This window comes from Streptomyces sp. NPDC058257 (assembly GCF_042881845.1).
Classification (GTDB): Bacteria; Actinomycetota; Actinomycetes; order Streptomycetales; family Streptomycetaceae; genus Streptomyces.
On record NZ_JBHVXJ010000031.1, the window covers coordinates 25,297 to 42,505 of the forward strand.

Annotated in this window: 14 protein-coding genes and 1 pseudogene; 6 read left to right on the forward strand and 9 right to left on the reverse strand. The window is 71.7% G+C overall.

Annotation, left to right across the window (positions count from 1 at the left end):
* Nucleotides 1-70 precede the first annotated feature (70 nt).
* The gene (locus ACFVXC_RS40155) at nucleotides 71-361 is read left to right on the forward strand and encodes a hypothetical protein (protein ID WP_389916379.1); all 291 of its coding nucleotides are present in this window, start codon (nucleotides 71-73) and stop codon (nucleotides 359-361) included.
* Here the strand turns inward: ACFVXC_RS40155 and ACFVXC_RS40160 are convergent.
* The 3 genes from ACFVXC_RS40160 to ACFVXC_RS40170 are packed head-to-tail and all read right to left on the reverse strand — an operon-like array spanning nucleotide 355 to nucleotide 3,577.
* Nucleotides 355-1,446 carry a prenyltransferase gene (locus ACFVXC_RS40160; RefSeq protein WP_389916381.1) on the reverse strand — a complete coding sequence of 364 codons (1,092 nt, stop codon included), beginning with the start codon at nucleotides 1,444-1,446 and terminating at the stop codon, nucleotides 355-357. The two genes, ACFVXC_RS40155 and ACFVXC_RS40160, sit on opposite strands and share 7 nt — an antisense overlap.
* Complete coding sequence (locus ACFVXC_RS40165; RefSeq protein ID WP_389916383.1) at nucleotides 1,443-2,210, reverse strand: methyltransferase domain-containing protein; 768 nt, start codon at nucleotides 2,208-2,210, stop codon at nucleotides 1,443-1,445. The genes ACFVXC_RS40160 and ACFVXC_RS40165 overlap by 4 nt, the downstream gene beginning before the upstream one ends.
* The gene (locus ACFVXC_RS40170; protein WP_389916387.1) at nucleotides 2,210-3,577 is read right to left on the reverse strand and encodes a glycosyltransferase family 4 protein; all 1,368 of its coding nucleotides are present in this window, start codon (nucleotides 3,575-3,577) and stop codon (nucleotides 2,210-2,212) included. The genes ACFVXC_RS40165 and ACFVXC_RS40170 overlap by 1 nt, the downstream gene beginning before the upstream one ends.
* 221 nt (nucleotides 3,578-3,798) lie before the next feature.
* Between ACFVXC_RS40170 and ACFVXC_RS40175 the strand changes: the two genes are divergently transcribed.
* On the forward strand, nucleotides 3,799-4,443 hold the full coding sequence (locus ACFVXC_RS40175) for a TetR family transcriptional regulator (protein ID WP_389916389.1): 645 nt from the start codon (nucleotides 3,799-3,801) through the stop codon (nucleotides 4,441-4,443).
* A gap of 213 nt (nucleotides 4,444-4,656) precedes the next feature.
* On the forward strand, nucleotides 4,657-5,265 hold the full coding sequence (locus ACFVXC_RS40180) for a LuxR C-terminal-related transcriptional regulator (protein ID WP_389916391.1): 609 nt from the start codon (nucleotides 4,657-4,659) through the stop codon (nucleotides 5,263-5,265).
* Between the two features lie 300 nt (nucleotides 5,266-5,565).
* Here ACFVXC_RS40180 and ACFVXC_RS40185 read toward each other — a convergent pair.
* The 6 genes and pseudogenes from ACFVXC_RS40185 to ACFVXC_RS40210 all read right to left on the reverse strand — a co-directional run.
* A pseudogene (locus tag ACFVXC_RS40185) lies at nucleotides 5,566-7,044 on the reverse strand (ATP-binding cassette domain-containing protein); the annotation flags it as partial.
* 5 nt (nucleotides 7,045-7,049) lie between these two features.
* Nucleotides 7,050-8,777 (reverse strand): ABC transporter ATP-binding protein, encoded by a 1,728-nt coding sequence (locus ACFVXC_RS40190; protein ID WP_389916393.1) that lies wholly within the window; start codon nucleotides 8,775-8,777, stop codon nucleotides 7,050-7,052.
* Nucleotides 8,778-8,934: 157 nt separating this feature from the next.
* On the reverse strand, nucleotides 8,935-9,060 hold the full coding sequence (locus tag ACFVXC_RS40195; RefSeq protein WP_383271570.1) for a SapB/AmfS family lanthipeptide: 126 nt from the start codon (nucleotides 9,058-9,060) through the stop codon (nucleotides 8,935-8,937).
* A gap of 47 nt (nucleotides 9,061-9,107) precedes the next feature.
* Complete coding sequence (gene lanKC / locus ACFVXC_RS40200) at nucleotides 9,108-11,747, reverse strand: class III lanthionine synthetase LanKC (RefSeq protein WP_389916396.1); 2,640 nt, start codon at nucleotides 11,745-11,747, stop codon at nucleotides 9,108-9,110.
* Between the two features lie 268 nt (nucleotides 11,748-12,015).
* Nucleotides 12,016-12,249, reverse strand: a complete 234-nt coding sequence (locus ACFVXC_RS40205) for a ferredoxin (RefSeq protein WP_344521034.1) — start codon at nucleotides 12,247-12,249, stop codon at nucleotides 12,016-12,018.
* Entirely contained in the window at nucleotides 12,249-13,715 is a 1,467-nt protein-coding gene (locus ACFVXC_RS40210) for an aldehyde dehydrogenase (protein ID WP_389916398.1), read from the reverse strand. Before ACFVXC_RS40210 ends, ACFVXC_RS40205 begins: the two co-directional genes overlap by 1 nt.
* Nucleotides 13,716-13,899: 184 nt before the next feature.
* On the opposite strand from ACFVXC_RS40210, the gene ACFVXC_RS40215 reads away from it, so the two are divergent.
* The 3 genes from ACFVXC_RS40215 (at nucleotide 13,900) to ACFVXC_RS40225 (ending at nucleotide 17,205) form a co-directional block, all read left to right on the forward strand.
* Complete coding sequence (locus ACFVXC_RS40215; protein WP_389916400.1) at nucleotides 13,900-14,949, forward strand: MBL fold metallo-hydrolase; 1,050 nt, start codon at nucleotides 13,900-13,902, stop codon at nucleotides 14,947-14,949.
* 337 nt (nucleotides 14,950-15,286) lie between these two features.
* The gene (locus ACFVXC_RS40220; protein WP_389916402.1) at nucleotides 15,287-16,507 is read left to right on the forward strand and encodes a prenyltransferase/squalene oxidase repeat-containing protein; all 1,221 of its coding nucleotides are present in this window, start codon (nucleotides 15,287-15,289) and stop codon (nucleotides 16,505-16,507) included.
* 26 nt (nucleotides 16,508-16,533) lie between these two features.
* Nucleotides 16,534-17,205: an SCO2322 family protein gene (locus ACFVXC_RS40225; RefSeq protein ID WP_389916462.1), complete on the forward strand. Its 672-nt coding sequence runs from the start codon at nucleotides 16,534-16,536 to the stop codon at nucleotides 17,203-17,205.
* Nucleotides 17,206-17,209 lie beyond the last annotated feature (4 nt).

The window sequence follows — 17,209 nt, forward strand, 5'->3', positions numbered from 1 at the left end:
GACGGGCGGGCCCGCCACCCGGGCGAGCCCGTATGGGTTTCAACAAGCCCGACCCCGGTACTCGGCCCTCATGTCCACCCGACAAGCACGTGGCAGCACTGCAGCGAGGATCATCGTCATCGTCGCGGACGTCATGGCCATCATCCTCGGCCTGTGGATCCTCATGTACCTGTTGGACGCGAACCGCGCCAACGACCTCGTCCAATTCATCCACGACGTGGCCCGCTGGCTGGCCGGCTGGTCGCATGACCTGTTCACGTTCGACGAGGCCTGGGCCCGAGTCGTCTGCGGCTACGGCCTGGCAGCCCTCGTGTACGTCTTCATCGGCCACGCCGTCGCCGGACGGCTGCGCCGCTACTGACCCCCCGCGGCCGCCCCGCAGCACTCCGGCGCGAGGCCCACCGGCAGGCGTTCTCCCGAGAACACCGCGCAGGTGGCCTCGTCGCCGCCCAGTGCCGCCACCGCGAGCAGCAGGGAGCCCGCCGTCCACGTGGTCAGTTCCTCGGGCCAGATCGCCTTGTCGTCGAAGACGTAGCCCGTCCAGTAGAGGCCGGACTCCGCGTCTCGCAGGTGCTGGATCGACTGGAGGATCACCAGGGCGCGGTCGGACTCACCCAACACCCATAGGGCGAGAGCGAGTTCGGCGCTCTCGCCGCCCGTCACCCAGTTGTTGGGGATGACGCAGCGCACGCCCAGGTCCGGCACCACGAAGCGGTCCCAGCCCTCCTCCATACGGGACTTGGCCCCCGCGCCCGTCAACGCGCCGCCGAGGACCGGGTAGTACCAGTCCATCGAGTAGTGGTCCTTGTCCAGGAAGCGCTCGGGGTGGCTGCGGATGGCGTGGGCCAGTGAGCCCGTCGCCAGCTCCCAGTCCGGCTGCGCCTCCTCGCGCTGCTCGGCGATCGCCAGGGCGCAGCGCAGCGCCTGGTGGATCGATGAACTGCCGGTCAGGAGCGCGTCGTTAACCGGCGTCCCGTCCGGCTCGCGCTTCCAGCCGATCTGGCCGCCCGGCTGCTGGAGCGTGAGCACGAACTCCACCGCCGCCGCCACCGTGGGCCACAGGCGGTCCAGGAACGTGTCGTCGCCCGTCGAGAGGTAGTGGTGCCAGACGCCCACGGCGATGTACGCGCTGAAGTTCGTCTCGCGGCCCCGGTCCGTCACGTCGTGCGGATCACCGTCGGCGTACGCCGCGTACCAGGACCCGTCCGGGTTCTGGTGCCGCGCGAGCCAGTCGTAGGCGCGGCCCGCCGCCGCGTGCTCGCCCGCCGCGTCCAGGGCCATGGCGGCCTCGGTGTGGTCCCAGGGGTCCAGGTGGTGGCCGCGGAACCACGGGATCGCGCCGTCCTCGCGTTGGACGGCCAGGATCCCGTGCACTGTCCGCGTTGCCTGATCGGCCGTCAGGACGCCGGGCAGGACCAGGTGTTCCGTCCGCTCCGGGCTCGTCACGCGTCGGTCTTCGCGTCGGACTCGGCGTCAGACGTCACGTCGGCCTTCGGCAGATGCGGTTTCGTCGCGTACGCCACGAAACTCTTACCCACGACCGGGTTGAGCAACTGCTCCGCCACCTTCGTCGCCAGTGGCTTCTTCATGATGTCCCAGACCAGGAGCTTGTGGTACGCCCGCACCGGCAGCGCCTTGTCGTTGTCCACGCCGAACGCGCACTTCAGCCACCAGTACGGCGCGTGCAGGGCGTGCGCGTGGTGCGTGCCGTACGGCTTCAGGCCCGCCTCGCGCATCCTGCCGAGCAGTTCGTCCGCCTTGTAGATGCGGATGTGGCCGCCCTCGACCTCGTGGTACGCGTCGCTGAGCGCCCAGCAGACCTTCTCGGGGCCGTAGCGCGGGACGGTGACCGCGATACGGCCGCCCGGCTTCAGGACGCGGACCATCTCGGCGAGTACGCCCTTGTCGTCGGGGATGTGCTCCATCACCTCGGAGATGATCACGACGTCGAACGAGGCGTCGGGGAAGGGCAGGTTGAGCGCGTCGCCCTCCATCGCCGTGGCGGTCGCGCCCGCCGGTGCCTCGCCCGCCTCCTTCATCGCGGCGAACCACTTGGCGACCTCGCGGATCTCCTCGCCGTTCTGGTCGAGGGCCACCACCTGGGCCCCCCGCCGATAACACTCGAAGGCGTGCCGGCCCGCGCCGCAGCCCAGGTCAAGTACGCGATCGCCCGCGGCGAGCGGAAAGCGGGTGAAGTCGACGGTCAGCATCAGCGATGGCTCCCGGAGTACGTCGGGGTGGTGGCCGGGGGGCGGCCGGATTGCGGGGCCGCGTTTTTTCCGGCGATCGCCGCGCGGTACAGCTCTGCGGTGCCCTGGGCGGCGCGGGCCCAGGTGAATTTGGCGAGGACCCGCTCGCGCCCTGCCGCGCCGAGGCGGACCCGCAGCTCACGGTCGCCGAGCAGCCTGCTCAGGCCCGCCGCGAGCGCGCCGGGATCGGCGGGCGGCACGGCCAGGCAGGTCTCGCCGTCGGGGCCCGCGACCTCCGGGATCGCGCCGCCGGTCGTCGCGAGCAGCGGCGTCCCCGTCGCCATCGCCTCGGCCGCGGGGAGCGAGAAGCCCTCGTAGAGCGAAGGGACACAGGCGACCTCGGCCGAGCGGACCAGGTCCACGAGGTCCTCGTCGGTGATGCCCTTGACGAACTCGATGGCGTCCTTGAGGCCGTACTTCTCGATCGCCTGCGCCACCGGGCCGTCCTCGGCACGCTTGCCCACGACGACGAGATGGGCGGCGGGGTTCTCGGCGCGGACCTTGGCGAGCGCCTCGACGAGGTGGATGAGGCCCTTGAGCGGGACGTCCGCGCTGGACGTCGTGACGATCCGGCCCGGCACCTCGGGGATCGAGGGGTCCGGCGAGAAGAGGTCGGTGTCGGCGCCGATGTGCACGACGTCGATGCGGTCGTCGCGTACGCCGAGGTGGTCGATGATCTCCTGGCGCGATGTGCCGGAGACGGTGAGCACGGAGGGCAGGCGGCGGGCCACCCGCTTCTGCATGCGCGTGAACGCGTACCAGCGGCGCACGGACATGCGGCGCCGCCAGCCGGGCGCCGCGTCCAGGTCGAGCCCGCGGTCCACGGTGATGGGGTGATGGATCGTCGAGACGAGCGGGGCGCCGAGATCTCCGAGCAGGCCGTAGCCGAGCGTCTGGTTGTCGTGCACGACGTCGAACTCGCCCCGCCTGGCGCGCAGATGGCGGCGGGCGCGCAGGCTGAACGTCGCGGGCTCGGGGAAGCCGCCGGTCCACATCGTCGCCACTTCGAGCGCGTCGACCCAGTCGCGGTACTCGCCGCGCTTCGGCGTGCGGAAGGGGTCGGGCGAACGGTAGAGGTCGAGGCTCGGCAGCTCGGTGAGCTTGAGGCCCGCCAGGCCCTCGTCCAGGACGGGGTAGGGCTGTGCGCCGATCACTTCGACGCTGTGGCCGAGGCGGGCCAGCTCGCGCGAGAGGTGACGTACATAGACGCCTTGGCCCCCGCAGAACGGGTTGCCTTTGTACGTGAGGAGAGCGATGCGCAGCGGGCGGTCGCCATCGGCGCCCTGCGGCCCCGTCCGGGGGCCCGCCTCCATGGCCTCAGCGGTCACTCTCGGCCCCCTTCTCCCTGCGGTTGTCCGCGAGGTTACGCCGGGACGGTAATCTAGAACAAGTTTCAGACTTGATCGCTGAATGATCGCTGAACGAGCTTTGAATCTACCGGCAGGTAGCCGCGCTGTAAGGCCCGGATCAGGTGATTCGCGCCACGGCGGGTGCCCTGCCATGCTGGCCGACCACCTGACCGGAGCGGGACGACGGAACAACGGGACATATGTCATCGGAAGCCAAGGCAGCGGAAGTCGCAGCAGCTGATCCGGCGTCGCCACCCCTGACCGAACGGCAGGAGGCGCGCCGTCGCCGCATCCTGCACGCCAGCGCCCAACTCGCGAGCAGGGGCGGATTCGACGCGGTGCAGATGCGCGAGGTCGCCGAGTCGTCGAGCGTCGCCCTCGGCACGCTGTACCGCTACTTCCCCTCCAAGGTGCATCTCCTGGTCGCCACCATGCAGGACCAGCTGCAGCACATGCACACGACGATCCGTAAGCGCCCGCCCGACGGTGAGACGCCCGCCGAGCGGTGCGCCGAGACGCTGATGCGGGCCTTCCGCGCCCTGCAGCGCGAGCCCCATCTGGCGGACGCCATGGTCAGGGCGCTGACCTTCGCCGATCGCTCGGTGAGCCCCGAGGTGGACACGGTCTCGCGGCTGACCACGGCGATCATCCTGGACGCGATGGGCCTGGCGGACGCGCCGACCCCCGAGCAGCTCTCGGCCGTCCGGGTCATCGAGCACACCTGGCACTCCGCGCTGATCACCTGGCTCTCGGGGCGGGCGTCGATCGCACAGGTCAAGATCGACATCGAGATGGTGTGCCGTCTGATCGATCTGACGTCCCCCGAGGCCGATCAGAAAACCTGACGGCGCAAACCTTGACGTCACTGACCTTGACGTCACAAACCCCGGATAGTTGCACAGGGGGCGCACGCGCACCGGGCAATTGCGCCCCTGAGCCTCGTCTGGTCCCGCTTGGCCAGTTCTCCGTGTCCGTCAAGTGGTTGACGCCCGCTATGAATGGTCCACGTGCTGAATGAAGCCATCGGAACCAGAAGCGGAGAACTGGGGGATCAGAGCGTGATCCGGGTTCTTCTCGTGCATGACGCCTGTCTGCTGCGATCGGCGCTCGCTGAGCGCCTCGCCCGTGAGCCGGACCTGGAGGTGTTCCATGCACCATGGCGCAACGCCCGCGACCGTACCGGCGCGGTGCGGCCCGACGTCTGCGTGGTCGATCCCGACGGCGAAACGGCTTACGCCTCAGCCGAGTTCGGGGAGCAGTCCCATCCGGTGAGCGGCGGCCTCGGCAGCCCGCTCCTCGTCCTGGTGTCCGGGAACCGACCGGGCCTGCTGCGTCGCTGCATGGAGGCAGGCGCCGTCGGCTACGTGGACAAGGCGAGCCCGCTCGACCGGCTGCTCGCCGGGATAAGGCAGGTGGCGACCGGCCGGAGGTTCGTAGACGATTCGCTGGGGTTCGGGTTCCTGAAAGCAGCTCAGATGCCCCTCACCCACCGGGAGTTACTGGTCCTCTCACTCGCCGCCGGAGGCGCGCCCGTCGCCGAGATCGCGCACCGCCTGCACCTGACCAACGGAACGGTGCGCAACTACATGGCCGCCATCACCCGTAAGACCGGGGCGCGCAACAGGATCGACGCCATACGGATATCGCGCGGGGAGGGCTGGGTGTGACGCCCCGCTCCGTGGCCCCGGACCCGTAGCGCCCCAGCTGCCGGACAGTTCGCGGTAGAGCGAGGAGCTCTCGATGAGCTCGTCGTGGCCGCCGCACAGGGTGTGCGTCCCGTCCATCACCAGGATCCGGTCGGCGCGGCGGGCCGAGCTGATGCGGTGGGCGATCACCACGAGGGTGCCGCCGGGGCGCGCCGCGAACGCCCGCTCGGCGCGGGCCTCCGCCATCGGGTCGAGGTGGCAGGTGGCCTCGTCGAGCAGGACGAGGGTCGCGTACGAGACATAGGCGCGGGTCAGCGCGACGAGCTGCCGCTCGCCCGCGGAGAGCGTGGCCGGCTCGACGGGGGCGGCGAGGCCGCCCAGCCGCTCGATGAGCCCGCCGAGCCCGACAACCCGCGCGGCGTTCAGCAGCTCCGCGCCGCCGACGGCGTCGGCCCGCAGATACTCCAGGTTCTCCCGCACCGTCCCGCTGAAGACGTACGCCTCCTGCGGGATCAACACCCGCCGCCCGACGGCCTCTTGCCCTCGTACGGGCCGCCCCTCCACGCGGACGACACCGCCTCCCGGGTCGAGCAGCCCGGCCACGAGCCCGGCCAGCGTCGACTTCCCGATCCCGCTGGGGCCGACGACCGCCAGATGGCCGCCGTGCGGGACGGTGAGCGACAGGTCGCGTACGACGGGTTCGGCGAGGGGTCCGTAGGCGAAGGTGACGGAGGAGAGCTGGAGGGCGGGAGCCTTTTCAGGGGCGTGGGCCTCTGCTCCGTCCTCCTCACCGGGCGCGGGTGTCGCAGCGCCCGCCCCCGTCCCCTCCCCCGGAGTCCACGTCAGGCGGCGCAGGACGATCGCCAGGCGGGAGCCGCTCGTACCCAGGCCGTGGATCAGGTTGTGCAGGGCCGGGAGCAGCGCCTGGGTGACGTAGGCGATCGCCCCCACCAGGGCGCCCGGGGTCACTCCGTGGTTCAGCAGCCAGGGGGCCGTGACCAGGAGCAGGACGAGTGGCAGCTGGCCGCCGGTCGTCAGGGCCGCCGTGCGCAGGAGGCCCCAGTGGGCGAGGGCACGGGCCGCCGCGTACTCCGTGGCGACACCCCGGTCCAGGTCATCGGCCACGTCCTGCTCGGCGCCGGCGGCCGCGACATCCCGCAACCCCGGCGTGATCGAACCCAGTTGGCCCGCGATGCCCTCGTCCGCGACGAGGAACCTCTCCTGGCGCCTGGCCAGTGGACGCAGGCTCGCCACGAACAGGGCGATACCGGCGAGCAGCGGCAGCGCCACCACAAGAAGGAGGAGCGGGGCAAGCGAAAACAGGCCTATCAGCGCGCCCGCCGCCGTGAAGACGAAGGAGCGGGACACGAGGACCAGGCCGGCGAACGTGTCCCTGGCGATCTCCACCTGCTGGGTGAGCCGGGAGACGGAGGCGCCGTCGGCGTCCCGCAGCCCCCGCCCGACGACCTGCCTGACCAGGCTGTCCCGCAGCGGCTCGACCAGATCGGCGACCGAGCGGTACACCCGCCCCGTGCCGTACGCGGCCACGAGCACGCCGAGCCCGGCCCCGCCGAGCCACCCGAGACCCACCGCCTCACGCCCCGCGAGGAACCCGTCGTCCAGGGCGCGTGCGAGGGCGTACCCGGTGAGGAAGGTCTGCCCGGTCTCCAGGACGGACCAGAGCGCGAGCCTGAGCAGCACCGGCCACCTGCGCCACAGGAAGCGGACACCTCGGCGGTAGGGACCTTGCGGGGCCGTCGAGGACGACTCCACGCGCTCCGCCTCCTCTGCCCGCTCCATGTGCCTCACGCGCCGAACACCTCCCGGTACTCGGGCCGCTCCCACAGCTCCGCATGCGTGCCCACCGCCCGGATCCGGCCCTCGTGCAGCCAGGCCACGGCGTCCGCGCGGGCCGCCGTCGCCGCGCGGTGGGCGATGATCAGGCGGCTGCGGTGCGGGGTGTGGTGGAGGACGGCCTCGGCTATGTGGTGTTCCGTCACCGTGTCCAGGCTCGACATGGCGTCGTCCAGGATCAGGATCCGCCCGCCGCGCGCGAACGCCCTTGCTAGGCCGAGGCGTTGGGCCTCACCCCCGGAGAGGGGCGCCTCCGCGCAAGGTGTCGCATAGCCGTCGGGGAGGCGTGTGATGAAGGGGTCGGCGTGGGCGGCGCGGGCCGCTTCGCGGATGCGGGGCGGTGTCGGGCGCGGGGCGCCGAAGCCGATCGTGTCCTCCAGGGTCGTACCGAGCAGCGCGGGCCGCTCGAAGGCGTAACCGACTTCGCGGCGCAGCTCCTCGCGGCTGAGCGAGCGCAGAGGGACGCCGTCGAGGCGTACGTCCCCTTCGTCGGGGTCGGCGAGGCGGCCCGCGACGGACGCCAGAAGCGACTTGCCGGCGCCGGAGCGCCCGACCACGGCGAGCGTGCCGCCCGCGGGAACCGTCAGGTCGACCCCGTCGAGCACGGCACGCCCACCGCGAGTCACTCTCACGCCACGTACCTCCAACAGTCCGTCTCCCAGAGGTAGTTCAGCTTCCCCGTAGGGGGTCGCGGGCTCCGCGAGCACCTCCCCGAGGCGTCGCGCCGCCGCCCGCGCCCGCACCAGTGCCCCCAGCTGTCCGACGAGCATGCCGATACCGGTGGCGAGCACCGCGTACCGGGAGGCGGCGAGCAACTCGCCGACGGTGATGCGGTCTTGGACCACCAGATGGCCCGCGACCGCGACGACCGCGATCTGCAGGAGGGGCGCGACCGCGACGGCCTGCGCCTGGGAGCGGCCCTGGACCCGCCACATCCGATGTCCCTGGCGGGAGAGTTCGGGCAGCGCCGCGAGGATGCGCCCGGCCTCTCTGTCCTCGGTGTGCGCGGCCGTGACGGTTTTTGCCCCGCCGATCGCCTCGCCGAGGCGGCCCGCGATGTCGCCCTGGACCTGCTGGTAGCGCGCCACGCAGTCGGACGAGACGCGCACGAACGCCCGCAGGAGCAGGACGAGTACGGGTGCCCCGGCGACGAACACCACGGCGAGCCAGCCGTCGATCAGGACGAGGGCCACGACGGCGCCGACGGGCGCGACCAGGGCGGCGAGAAGCGCGGCGAGTGTGGCGGGCGCGACGCCCGCGTGGGCCGCGTTGTCGATGAGGCGGGCCACCAGGTCGCCGGGGGCGAAACGCGCGGTGGCGCGCGGCCCGACGGCCAGCACGTGGCGCCCGACCCGGCCGCGCAGCCAGGCCGTGGTGCGGGCGTTGGTGGTTCCGGTGAGGACGCCGTCGCAGGCGTCGAGAAGTGCGCTCGCACCGACGAGCGCCGTGCACAGGAGGATCCAGCGGGTGGCGTCGGCACCGACGTGACCGGCCGCGTGCCCCGCGAGGACGGTATCGAGGGCGCGGCCGATGGCGAACGGCAGGAGGAGGCTCGCCCCGGCTCCTGCGACGCTGCACAGCACCAGGGCCACGCAGCGGGCGGCACTGTGGCGGGTGGCGGCCTTCAGGAGGCCCGCGTCGTGGTCGGGCCGGGGAGGCCGGGTGGTCGTGGTCGCCATGCGGTACGGGTCCTCGTGTCCGTGGCGGTGCGGCCGGGGCGGAGCGTGACGAGAACGCTGTCCGCGAGGGCCATGGCATCGGTGGAGCCGGGCGGCCCTCCGCGAGGAGGTGCCGCCCGGTCCCTCAGGAACCGTGCCGGTCAGGCACGGACCGGTGTCACAGACAGAGCAGGACGCTCGCGTCGCTCCAGCACAGGAGCAGGCTCACGTTGCTGCCGCCGCCACCGTGGCCGCCACCGGTCATCTCGTCGGACTCCATGCTCTGCAGGTCGAGAAGTGCCATGGGAGTTGCCTCTCTTTTGGGGACGTTGCTGTCCTCATCGGGTGGTGTCACGACCCCGCTGCGTGGCGGGACCGGCTCTGGGGCCGCCTCAGAGGCGGCAGGAAGGGGACGTGTGCTCCGCCGTCCCCCAGGGCGGCGGCGAGGGCGAGAAGACAGCCCGCCGTTCCGGTGTGCAGGTCCATGGAAAGGCGCAGCATCTGGTGTCCGGGGAAAGCGAGTTGGCCGGCGTACGGCATCGCGAACCAGCCGAGTCCCTCGATCTGCGCTGCGACGTCCCCGGGCGTGATGCCGGGTGCGGTGCTGCGGTTGATGTGCAGCAGCAGTCCGGCCCGCCCCTGGAACAGGCCCGGCTGCACGCAGAAGCGTGAGCGCGCGGTGGTCAGGACACCCGGCCGTACCGCCTCGAACCCGGCGTCGTCCCGGTGCGCGAGGTAGTCGTCGACGACCATCCCGATGCCGACGCTGCCGTCGCCGAGGTACGGCATCGTGCGCCACCCCTCGTCCACCCCGATGCTGCCGTCGGGCCGCGACACGCACCGCTCGAGGTCCGCGCGCAGGGCCCGCGCCGCCAGGTCGAGGAGCGCCGGGTCGCCGTTCCTCTCGTAGAGCCGGAGGAAGAGGAGTGCGGGGCCGGTCGCCCCGTGCAGCAGTCCGGCCCGGGGCCGCCCCTTCTTCGGCGGGTCCTCGGCAGCGGTGAGGCGATCGCCGATCAACTCGGCTGCCCGGAAAGCGTGTTGGGCCAGACCTTCCTCGCCTGTGCTGTGCGCGAGGGCGTCGAGGGCGAGGCCGAGTCCGGCCAGGCCGCCGTTCAGGTCCGAGGGCAGCCGCTGCCAGTTCTCCTGGAGGATGAGCTCCATCAGATCGAGCGCGCGGGTGCGGTGACCGAGCCGTTCGAGTACGTGGGCGATGCCCGCGAGGCCGTCGTTCAGCCCGAGCGGCGTACCGGGCGGCGCGGATTCGGTGTGCTTCAGGAGCCAGCGCTCGCCCTCCTCGTAGCGTTCGCCGCCGCCCTCGGCGAGGGCGAGCAGCACTCCGGCCGCACCGTGTGCGAGGCCGAGCCCGCCGCCGTCGGTGAACGTCGCTATGTCGCCGGGGAAGAGCCGGTCGTCGCGCTCCGGGGTGGCCGAGGCGAGGATGGCCTTGACCATCGAGTCCCGGCTGGCGGGCCAGTCGGCCACCTCGACGAGCGGCGCGGACGCGGATGCGGATGCCGTGGCCCCCGCGACCGCCCCGCCACCGGTCCCGTCCTGCCCTCCCCGCTCGATCTCCGCCACCGCTCCGGCGAGGAACTCCGCCGGTACGTCGGGGAATTCGGCCGCGATCACTGTCGCGAGGTGCGCCGCCTTGCCCCGGTCGACCGCGAGGAGCGTGGTGATCGGCAGGAAGAGGGCGAGCCGCAGGCAGGCGAGTGCGTAGAGGTCGACGTCCACGCCCTCGCGGTCGGCGGGCGCGATGAATCCGGGGTGGGCCACGATCTGTCTGCCGCCCTCGCCCACCCGCCCCGCCGCCTCGAAGTCGAGGAGGGAGACGGACTGTTCGTCGGGGGCGACCATGATGTTGAACATATGGAGGTCGTTGAAGACGACGCCCCGACCGTGCACGGCCGCGACGGCCTCCTCGACGGCGCGGTGGATCCGCAGCGCCCAGGCCGTGTACGCGGCGATCGCGTCGGCGTCCGGTTCGCTGACCAACAGCGGATGGCGGTCCGCGAAGAAGGAGTTGAGGGTGCGGCCCTCCAGGAAGTCCATGACGAGGAAGCGGTGGCCGCCGAGTTCGAACCAGTCCCGCACCTCGGGCGCGACACCGAGGCCCGCCAGCTTCCCCAGCGCGTCCCGTTCGCGCTCCAGGCGGGCCACGGCGTCGGCCCCGTCGGATGCCAGGCCCGCGTGCGGCCGGCCTTCCTTCAGGACGACCTTGCTGCCGTCCCTGGTATCGGTGCCCACATAGACCCCGCCGCCGTTGGAGAAGTGCAGCGCCTTCTCCATGCGGTACGGCAGGTCGCCGACCGTCGTGTTGTTGCGCGCCGCCAGCTGGGGTTCGAGGAACGGCGGGAGCGTCACCCACTCGGGGACCCGGAAGGCCGGGTCGCGCGAGTCGGGGACGAGGCGCCCCTGGTCGTCCTCGATCGCGGGGACGAGACCGCCGCGCTCGTCGGCGCACATGCGGCGGGTGAAGGCGCCGTACCTGACGTACAGCGGGCCTTCCTGCCAGCGCAGGTCGGTGAGGATGTAGGGGCCTTCCTGCCCTGCGAGTATTCGCCCCAGCTCATCAAGGACCGCGTGCAGTTGCTGCTCGTCGGCGGGGTAGATCGTCACGAACTTGCCGCTGCCGTCGCGTCCCGCGTACTTGCTGTTGCGCAGGTGGAGCAGGCGCCGTCCCGCGATGAACTTGAAGGGGACGGAGCGCGGCACGCAGTGGTCCGTGACCGCCGCGGCGATCCGGTCGGCGTTCTCCAGCGTGGCGGAGACGTGGATCTTCCAGCCCTGCTGGGGCGCGGGCCTGGCGTGCCCGTCCTCGTCGACGGGGACGAAGGTCAGCCAGTCGCCCTGGCGCGCCGACCGCCATCCCTGCGGGACCGGGCGCCCCGCCGTCTCGAAATCGGGGGCGCTGCCGCCCACGGACAAACGGTCCGGAGTCTCGTAGAAGTGCCTGTCGGCCAGACAGTAGACCTCGTACCGCTTGTCCACGGTGTCCCCTCCCCATGTGGTCTGGGAGAGAGATTTCCAGGCCGCAAAGGGGACGGACAGTCACGGATGTCATCGATCGGCCATGCGGAACGCATGGGTAAAGTCCTGTTCGCACCCGTTCGATCGAACAGGATACGTACAGGACCCATGCAAGCCGGTGTGGGCGGCGTCGCGGAAGTGAAGTCCCGGCCAACACGGACCCGATCAGGCACGGACCCGATCAGGCACGGACCCGATCAGGCACGGACCCGATCAGGCACGGACCCGATCAGTCCTCCGGCGGGAAGACGACCTCCCCGCTGCCGGACAACGTGATCGTGATCGCCTCGACCGGACACCCCTCGGCCGCTTCGAGCACCTTCTCGTTGGCGTCGGTCTCGGGATCCGCGGGGTGCGACTGCCGGGCGGAGTCGAGCGCGAACCCGCCCGGCGCCGTGATCACGCACATCCCGGAGCCGATGCAGACGGAGCGGTCCACCTCGACGTGCCAGCGGTCACCCATCAGGCACCGGCCCCCTCGTACCCCGGCGGCAGATGGATCATCTTGTGCTCGAAGTACTCGCCGTACCCCTCGGGCCCGAACTCCCGCCCCAGACCGGAGTTCTTGTAGCCGCCGAACGGTCCGAGCATGTCGAGACTGAAGGTGTTCACCGAGTACGTTCCGGTGCGCACCCGGCGCGCGATGTCGATGCCGCGCTCCACGTCCGCCGTCCACACACTGCCGCTGAGCCCGTAGTCCGAGTCGTTGGCGATCTTCACGGCCTCGCTCTCGTCGCCGTACGGAATGAGGCAGATGACCGGGCCGAAGATCTCCTCGCGGGCGACGCGCATCGAGTTGTCCACGCCGCCGAGGAGTGTGGGCTCGACGTACCAGCCCTCGTCGAGCCCCGCCGGGCGCCCGCCGCCCGTCAGGATCTTCGCGCCCTCCTCCTGGCCGATGCGGATGTAGTCGAGCGAGCGCTGCTGCTGTCGCTTGGCGACCAGTGGGCCGAGTTCGGTCGCCGGGTCGAGCGGGTCGCCGACCTTGAGCGCTCCGGCCGCGGCGGCGAAGGCGTCGGCGAACTCGTCGTAGCGCGAGTGCGGCACGAGGATGCGGGTCTGGGCCACGCAGGCCTGGCCGTTGATCATCCAGGCGAAGGGGACGATGCCGGCGACCGCAGCCGACGCGTCGGCGTCCGGCAGGATCACCGCGGCCGATTTGCCGCCGAGCTCCAGGGTCACGCGCGTGAGATTGCGGGCCGCGACCTCCATGACGCGCTTGCCGGCGCCGACGGAACCGGTGAAGGACACCTTGTCGATGCCGGGGTGCCCGACGAGGTACTCGCTCACCTCGCGGTCCGCCGAGATGATCGAGAGCACGCCCTGCGGCAGCCCCGCCTCGGTGGCGATCTCCGCGAGTATGTAGGCGTCGAGCGGCGCCTCGGGCGAGGTCTTGAGGATCACCGGGCACCCGGCGAGCAGCGCGGGCGCGAGCTTGGCCGCCGCCGTGAACTGCGGGACGTTCCACGGGACGACGGCCGCCACCACGCCGACCGGCTCGCGCCGGACGAGGATCTTGCCGAGTGCTCCGTCGCGCTGCTCCTCGTAGGTGAAGTTCCGCGCGACCGTGAGCGCCGAGTCCCAGACCATCATCGCGGCGAGGGCCTGCACCATGATGCTGGAGGTGTACGGGGTGCCGTTCTCGGAGCTGATGACGCGGGCGATCTCCTCGTGCCGCACCGCGAACGCGTCCTTGATCCTGGCGATGACCTCGATCCGCTGGTCGAGCGTCATCCGGGGCCAGGGCCCGTCCTCGAACGCCCTGCGCGCGGTGGCGACGGCCCGGTCCACATCGGCGGGCGCGGCGTGCGGCACCCGCGCGAAGACCCGGCCGGTGTGCGGCGAGATCACCTCGATGACGTCCTTGCCGAGGGGGTCCACCAACTCCCCGCCGATGAACAGCTGTCCGTGTTCCACGAGATCGGTCATGGCTGACTGCCTCCTGCGGGATTCCGCCTGCGCGGCACGCTCTCTGACACTGTTTCAGAACTGATACCAGTTCTAGTTCCAGTAGTCCACGGAGGGCAAGGCTCAAGTAGCCTGAGTGAACGGTCGACTTGGGCGATCATTGGAACTAGTTCTAGTTACGGACGAGCGAAGAAGAGGGCTCCCGATGACGCAGGTGACCGAACCGCAGGTGGCCGAGCACGGCGGGGGCGTATGGAGCATCAAGGTCCCGATCCCCGACAACCCCCTGGGCTTCACCCTCGTCCATCTCCTTGACACCGACGGCGGCCCGGTCCTCATCGACACGGGCTGGGACGACCCCACGTCCTGGGACTCCCTCGCCACCGGCCTCGCCGCCTGCGGCACGTCCGTCGAGGCGGTGCACGGCGTCGTCATCACCCACCACCACCCCGACCACCACGGCCTCTCGGCCAAGGTCCGCGAGGCATCGGGCGCGTGGATCGCGATGCACGAGGCGGACGCGTCGGTCGTACGCCGCACGCGCACAGGGCCGCCCGCGCGCTGGTTCGACTACATGGTGGAGAAGCTGACGGCCGCGGGCGCCCCCGCGGAGCATCTGACACCGCTGCTCGCCGCCCGCGACGCGGGCCGCGCGCCCCGCCTCCCGGGCATGGCCGCCGCGCTCCCCGACCGGGACATCACGCCGGGCGAGCTGCTGGAGCTGCCGGGGCGCAGGCTCCGCGCGATCTGGACCCCGGGGCACACCCCCGGTCACGTCTGCCTGCACCTGGAGGAGGAGCACCCGGCGCAGCTGCCCGGTCACGGCCGCCTGTTCTCCGGCGACCATCTGCTCCCCGGCATCACCCCGCACATCGGCCTCTACGAGGACCCCGACGACGACACCGTCACCGACCCCCTCGGCGACTACATCGACTCCCTGGAGCGCGTCGGCCGCCTGGGTCCCGCCGAGGTGCTGCCCGCCCATCAGTACGCGTTCACGGACGCTCCGGCCCGCGTGCGGGAGATCCTGGCCCACCACGAGGAGCGCCTGACGGACCTGCTCGCCCTCCTCGCCGAGCCCCTCACGCCCTGGCAGCTCGCCGAGCAGATGGAGTGGAACCGCCCCTGGGCCGAGATCCGCTACGGCTCACGGAACATCGCGGTCTCCGAGGCCGAGGCCCATGTGCGGCGCCTGGTGAAGCTGGGGCGCGCGGAGGCGGTGGGCGACGATCCGGTGCGGTACCGGGCGGTGTGACGTCCGGCGCCGGGGGCGGGCGCCCCGGGCCGCTCCCCCTACGGGCCGGTAGAGTGGCCCCGTCGTCATCATGCCCGTACGGGGGGAAGCCGGTGGAAATCCGGCGCTGACCCTTCCCCAAGCTCTCGACTCCGCTCGAGCAGGGGAGACCCCATTCCGTTATCCCGCGCCCGCGCGGTGAGCCGGAATGCCTGGTACGGAACATGACCGGCTCGCGTCGTCGGACCCTCCGATGAACGGCACCGTCGAGGTACACGGAGCCGGAGCCGCCCGGTGCCCGTGCCCGCTACGTGCCCGTGCTGCCCCGCTCCCCGCAGGGAGAGGCACCCGCCGCATCATGAACGTTCGCCGCAGCGCAGCGGTCCTGGCCGCCGTCGCCGTGTTCGGTTCGGCCGCCGCCCCGGCCGCCTTCGCGGACACCGCGTCCCCGTCGCCCTCCGCCGGGCTTCCCTCCGGTCTGTACGGCGACTCGGATCCCAAGTTCGACGGCGTGTTCCGGCAGTCGTACGCCCTGCTCGCCCAAGACGCCGTCGGCGTGAAGCCCGCCGCGAAGTCCGTCGACTGGCTCACCGGACAGCAGTGCGCGAGCGGCGGTTTCACCGCGTACCGTGCCGACGCGAGCGAGCCGTGCGACTCCAAGACCATGGTCGACAGCAACATGACGGCGTCCGCCGTACAGGCTCTCGCCGCGCTCGGCGGTCAGGACAAGGCGGTCGAGAAGAGCGTCGGCTGGCTGAAGTCGGCGCAGAACACCGACGGCGGCTGGGGATACAGCCCCGGCATGGACTCCGACGCCAACTCCACCGGCATCGTGATCGGCGCGCTCGCCGCCGCGGGCGAGAAGCCGCAGTCGGTGAAGTCGCGGGACGGCAAGTCCGCGTACGACGCGCTGCCCGCCCTCTCGATGAGCTGCGAGAAGGACGGCGGCGCCTTCGGTCTCGCGGACGTCAAGTCGGGCAAGCCGGCGCCGAACGCGGACGCCACCGCGGCAGGCGTACTCGGCGCCCATGGCAAGGGCCTGGTCGTGGACGAGGCGAAGAAGGAGGCCGCAGCCCCGAAGTGCGCCAAGGCCGACACCGCCGAGCAGGCGGCGTCGAACGGCACGGGCTACCTCCTCAAGACCCTCGCCAAGGGCGACGACCACCTGATGTCCTCGATGCCCGGCGCCAAGAACATGCCCGACCTGGGCAACACCGCGGACTCCGTGCTCGCGCTCGCCGCGGCGGGTCAGCCGGAGCAGGCCAAGAAGTCGGCCGAGTGGCTGGCGAAGAACTCCGCGGACTGGGCCAAGAAGTCCGGCCCCGCCGCCTACGCCCAGCTGATCTTCGCCGCCCACGCCTCCGGCCTCGACGCGCGTGACTTCGGCGGCGCGGACCTGGTCGAGCGGCTGAACGCGACCGGTCCCGCCCCGCAGACGACCGAGAAGGCCGCCGACGAGAAGAAGGACAGCGATGACGGCGGCGGCGTGAGCGTCTGGTGGATCATCGGCGTGGGCATGGTCGCCGGTGTCGGCATCGGTTTCCTGTACAGCGGCAACAAGAAGAAGCAGCAGCTGTGACGCGGGGTCGCGCGCGGTGGGGGCACCTGGTGGTGGGGGCGTTCGTCGCCGCCCTGCTCGGCGTCCTCGCCGCCGCCCCCGCCCAGGCCGCCGGTTACCGCTACTGGTCCTTCTGGGACCGGGACGGCTCCAAGTGGGCCTACGCGAGCCAGGGCCCCAGCACCGCCCGGCCCGAAGACGGCGCCGTCCAGGGCTTCCGGTTCTCCGTGTCCGAGGACTCGCAGGACTCCGCGAAGCCGCGCGGCGCCGCGGCGGACTTCGCCGCCGTCTGCGCCAAGACCCCCGCCGAGGACGGCCGCAAGCGGATCGCCCTGGTCATCGACTTCGGTACGCCGGGTGACGCCCCCGAAGGCGAGACGCCGCCGAAGCCGCGTACCGCCTGCGCCCGGATCGCGGACGACGCGACGAGCGCGGACGCCCTCGCCGCGGTCGCCAAGCCGCTGCGTTACGACAGCAACGCGCTCCTGTGCGCCATCGCCGACTACCCGAAGTCGGGCTGCGGAGAGCAGGTCGCGGGCAACGGGGAGTCCGAGAGGAAGCCGGAGCGGACACCCGCCACGAGCAAGGACGCGAGCAAAGACGCGAGCAAGAAGGAGAGCGACTCCGGTGGTCCCTCCGTCGGCCTGATCGCGGGTGTCGCCGCCATCGCCCTGCTCGGCGGGGCCGCCCTCTGGCAGGCACGCCGCCGACGCGGCTGACCCG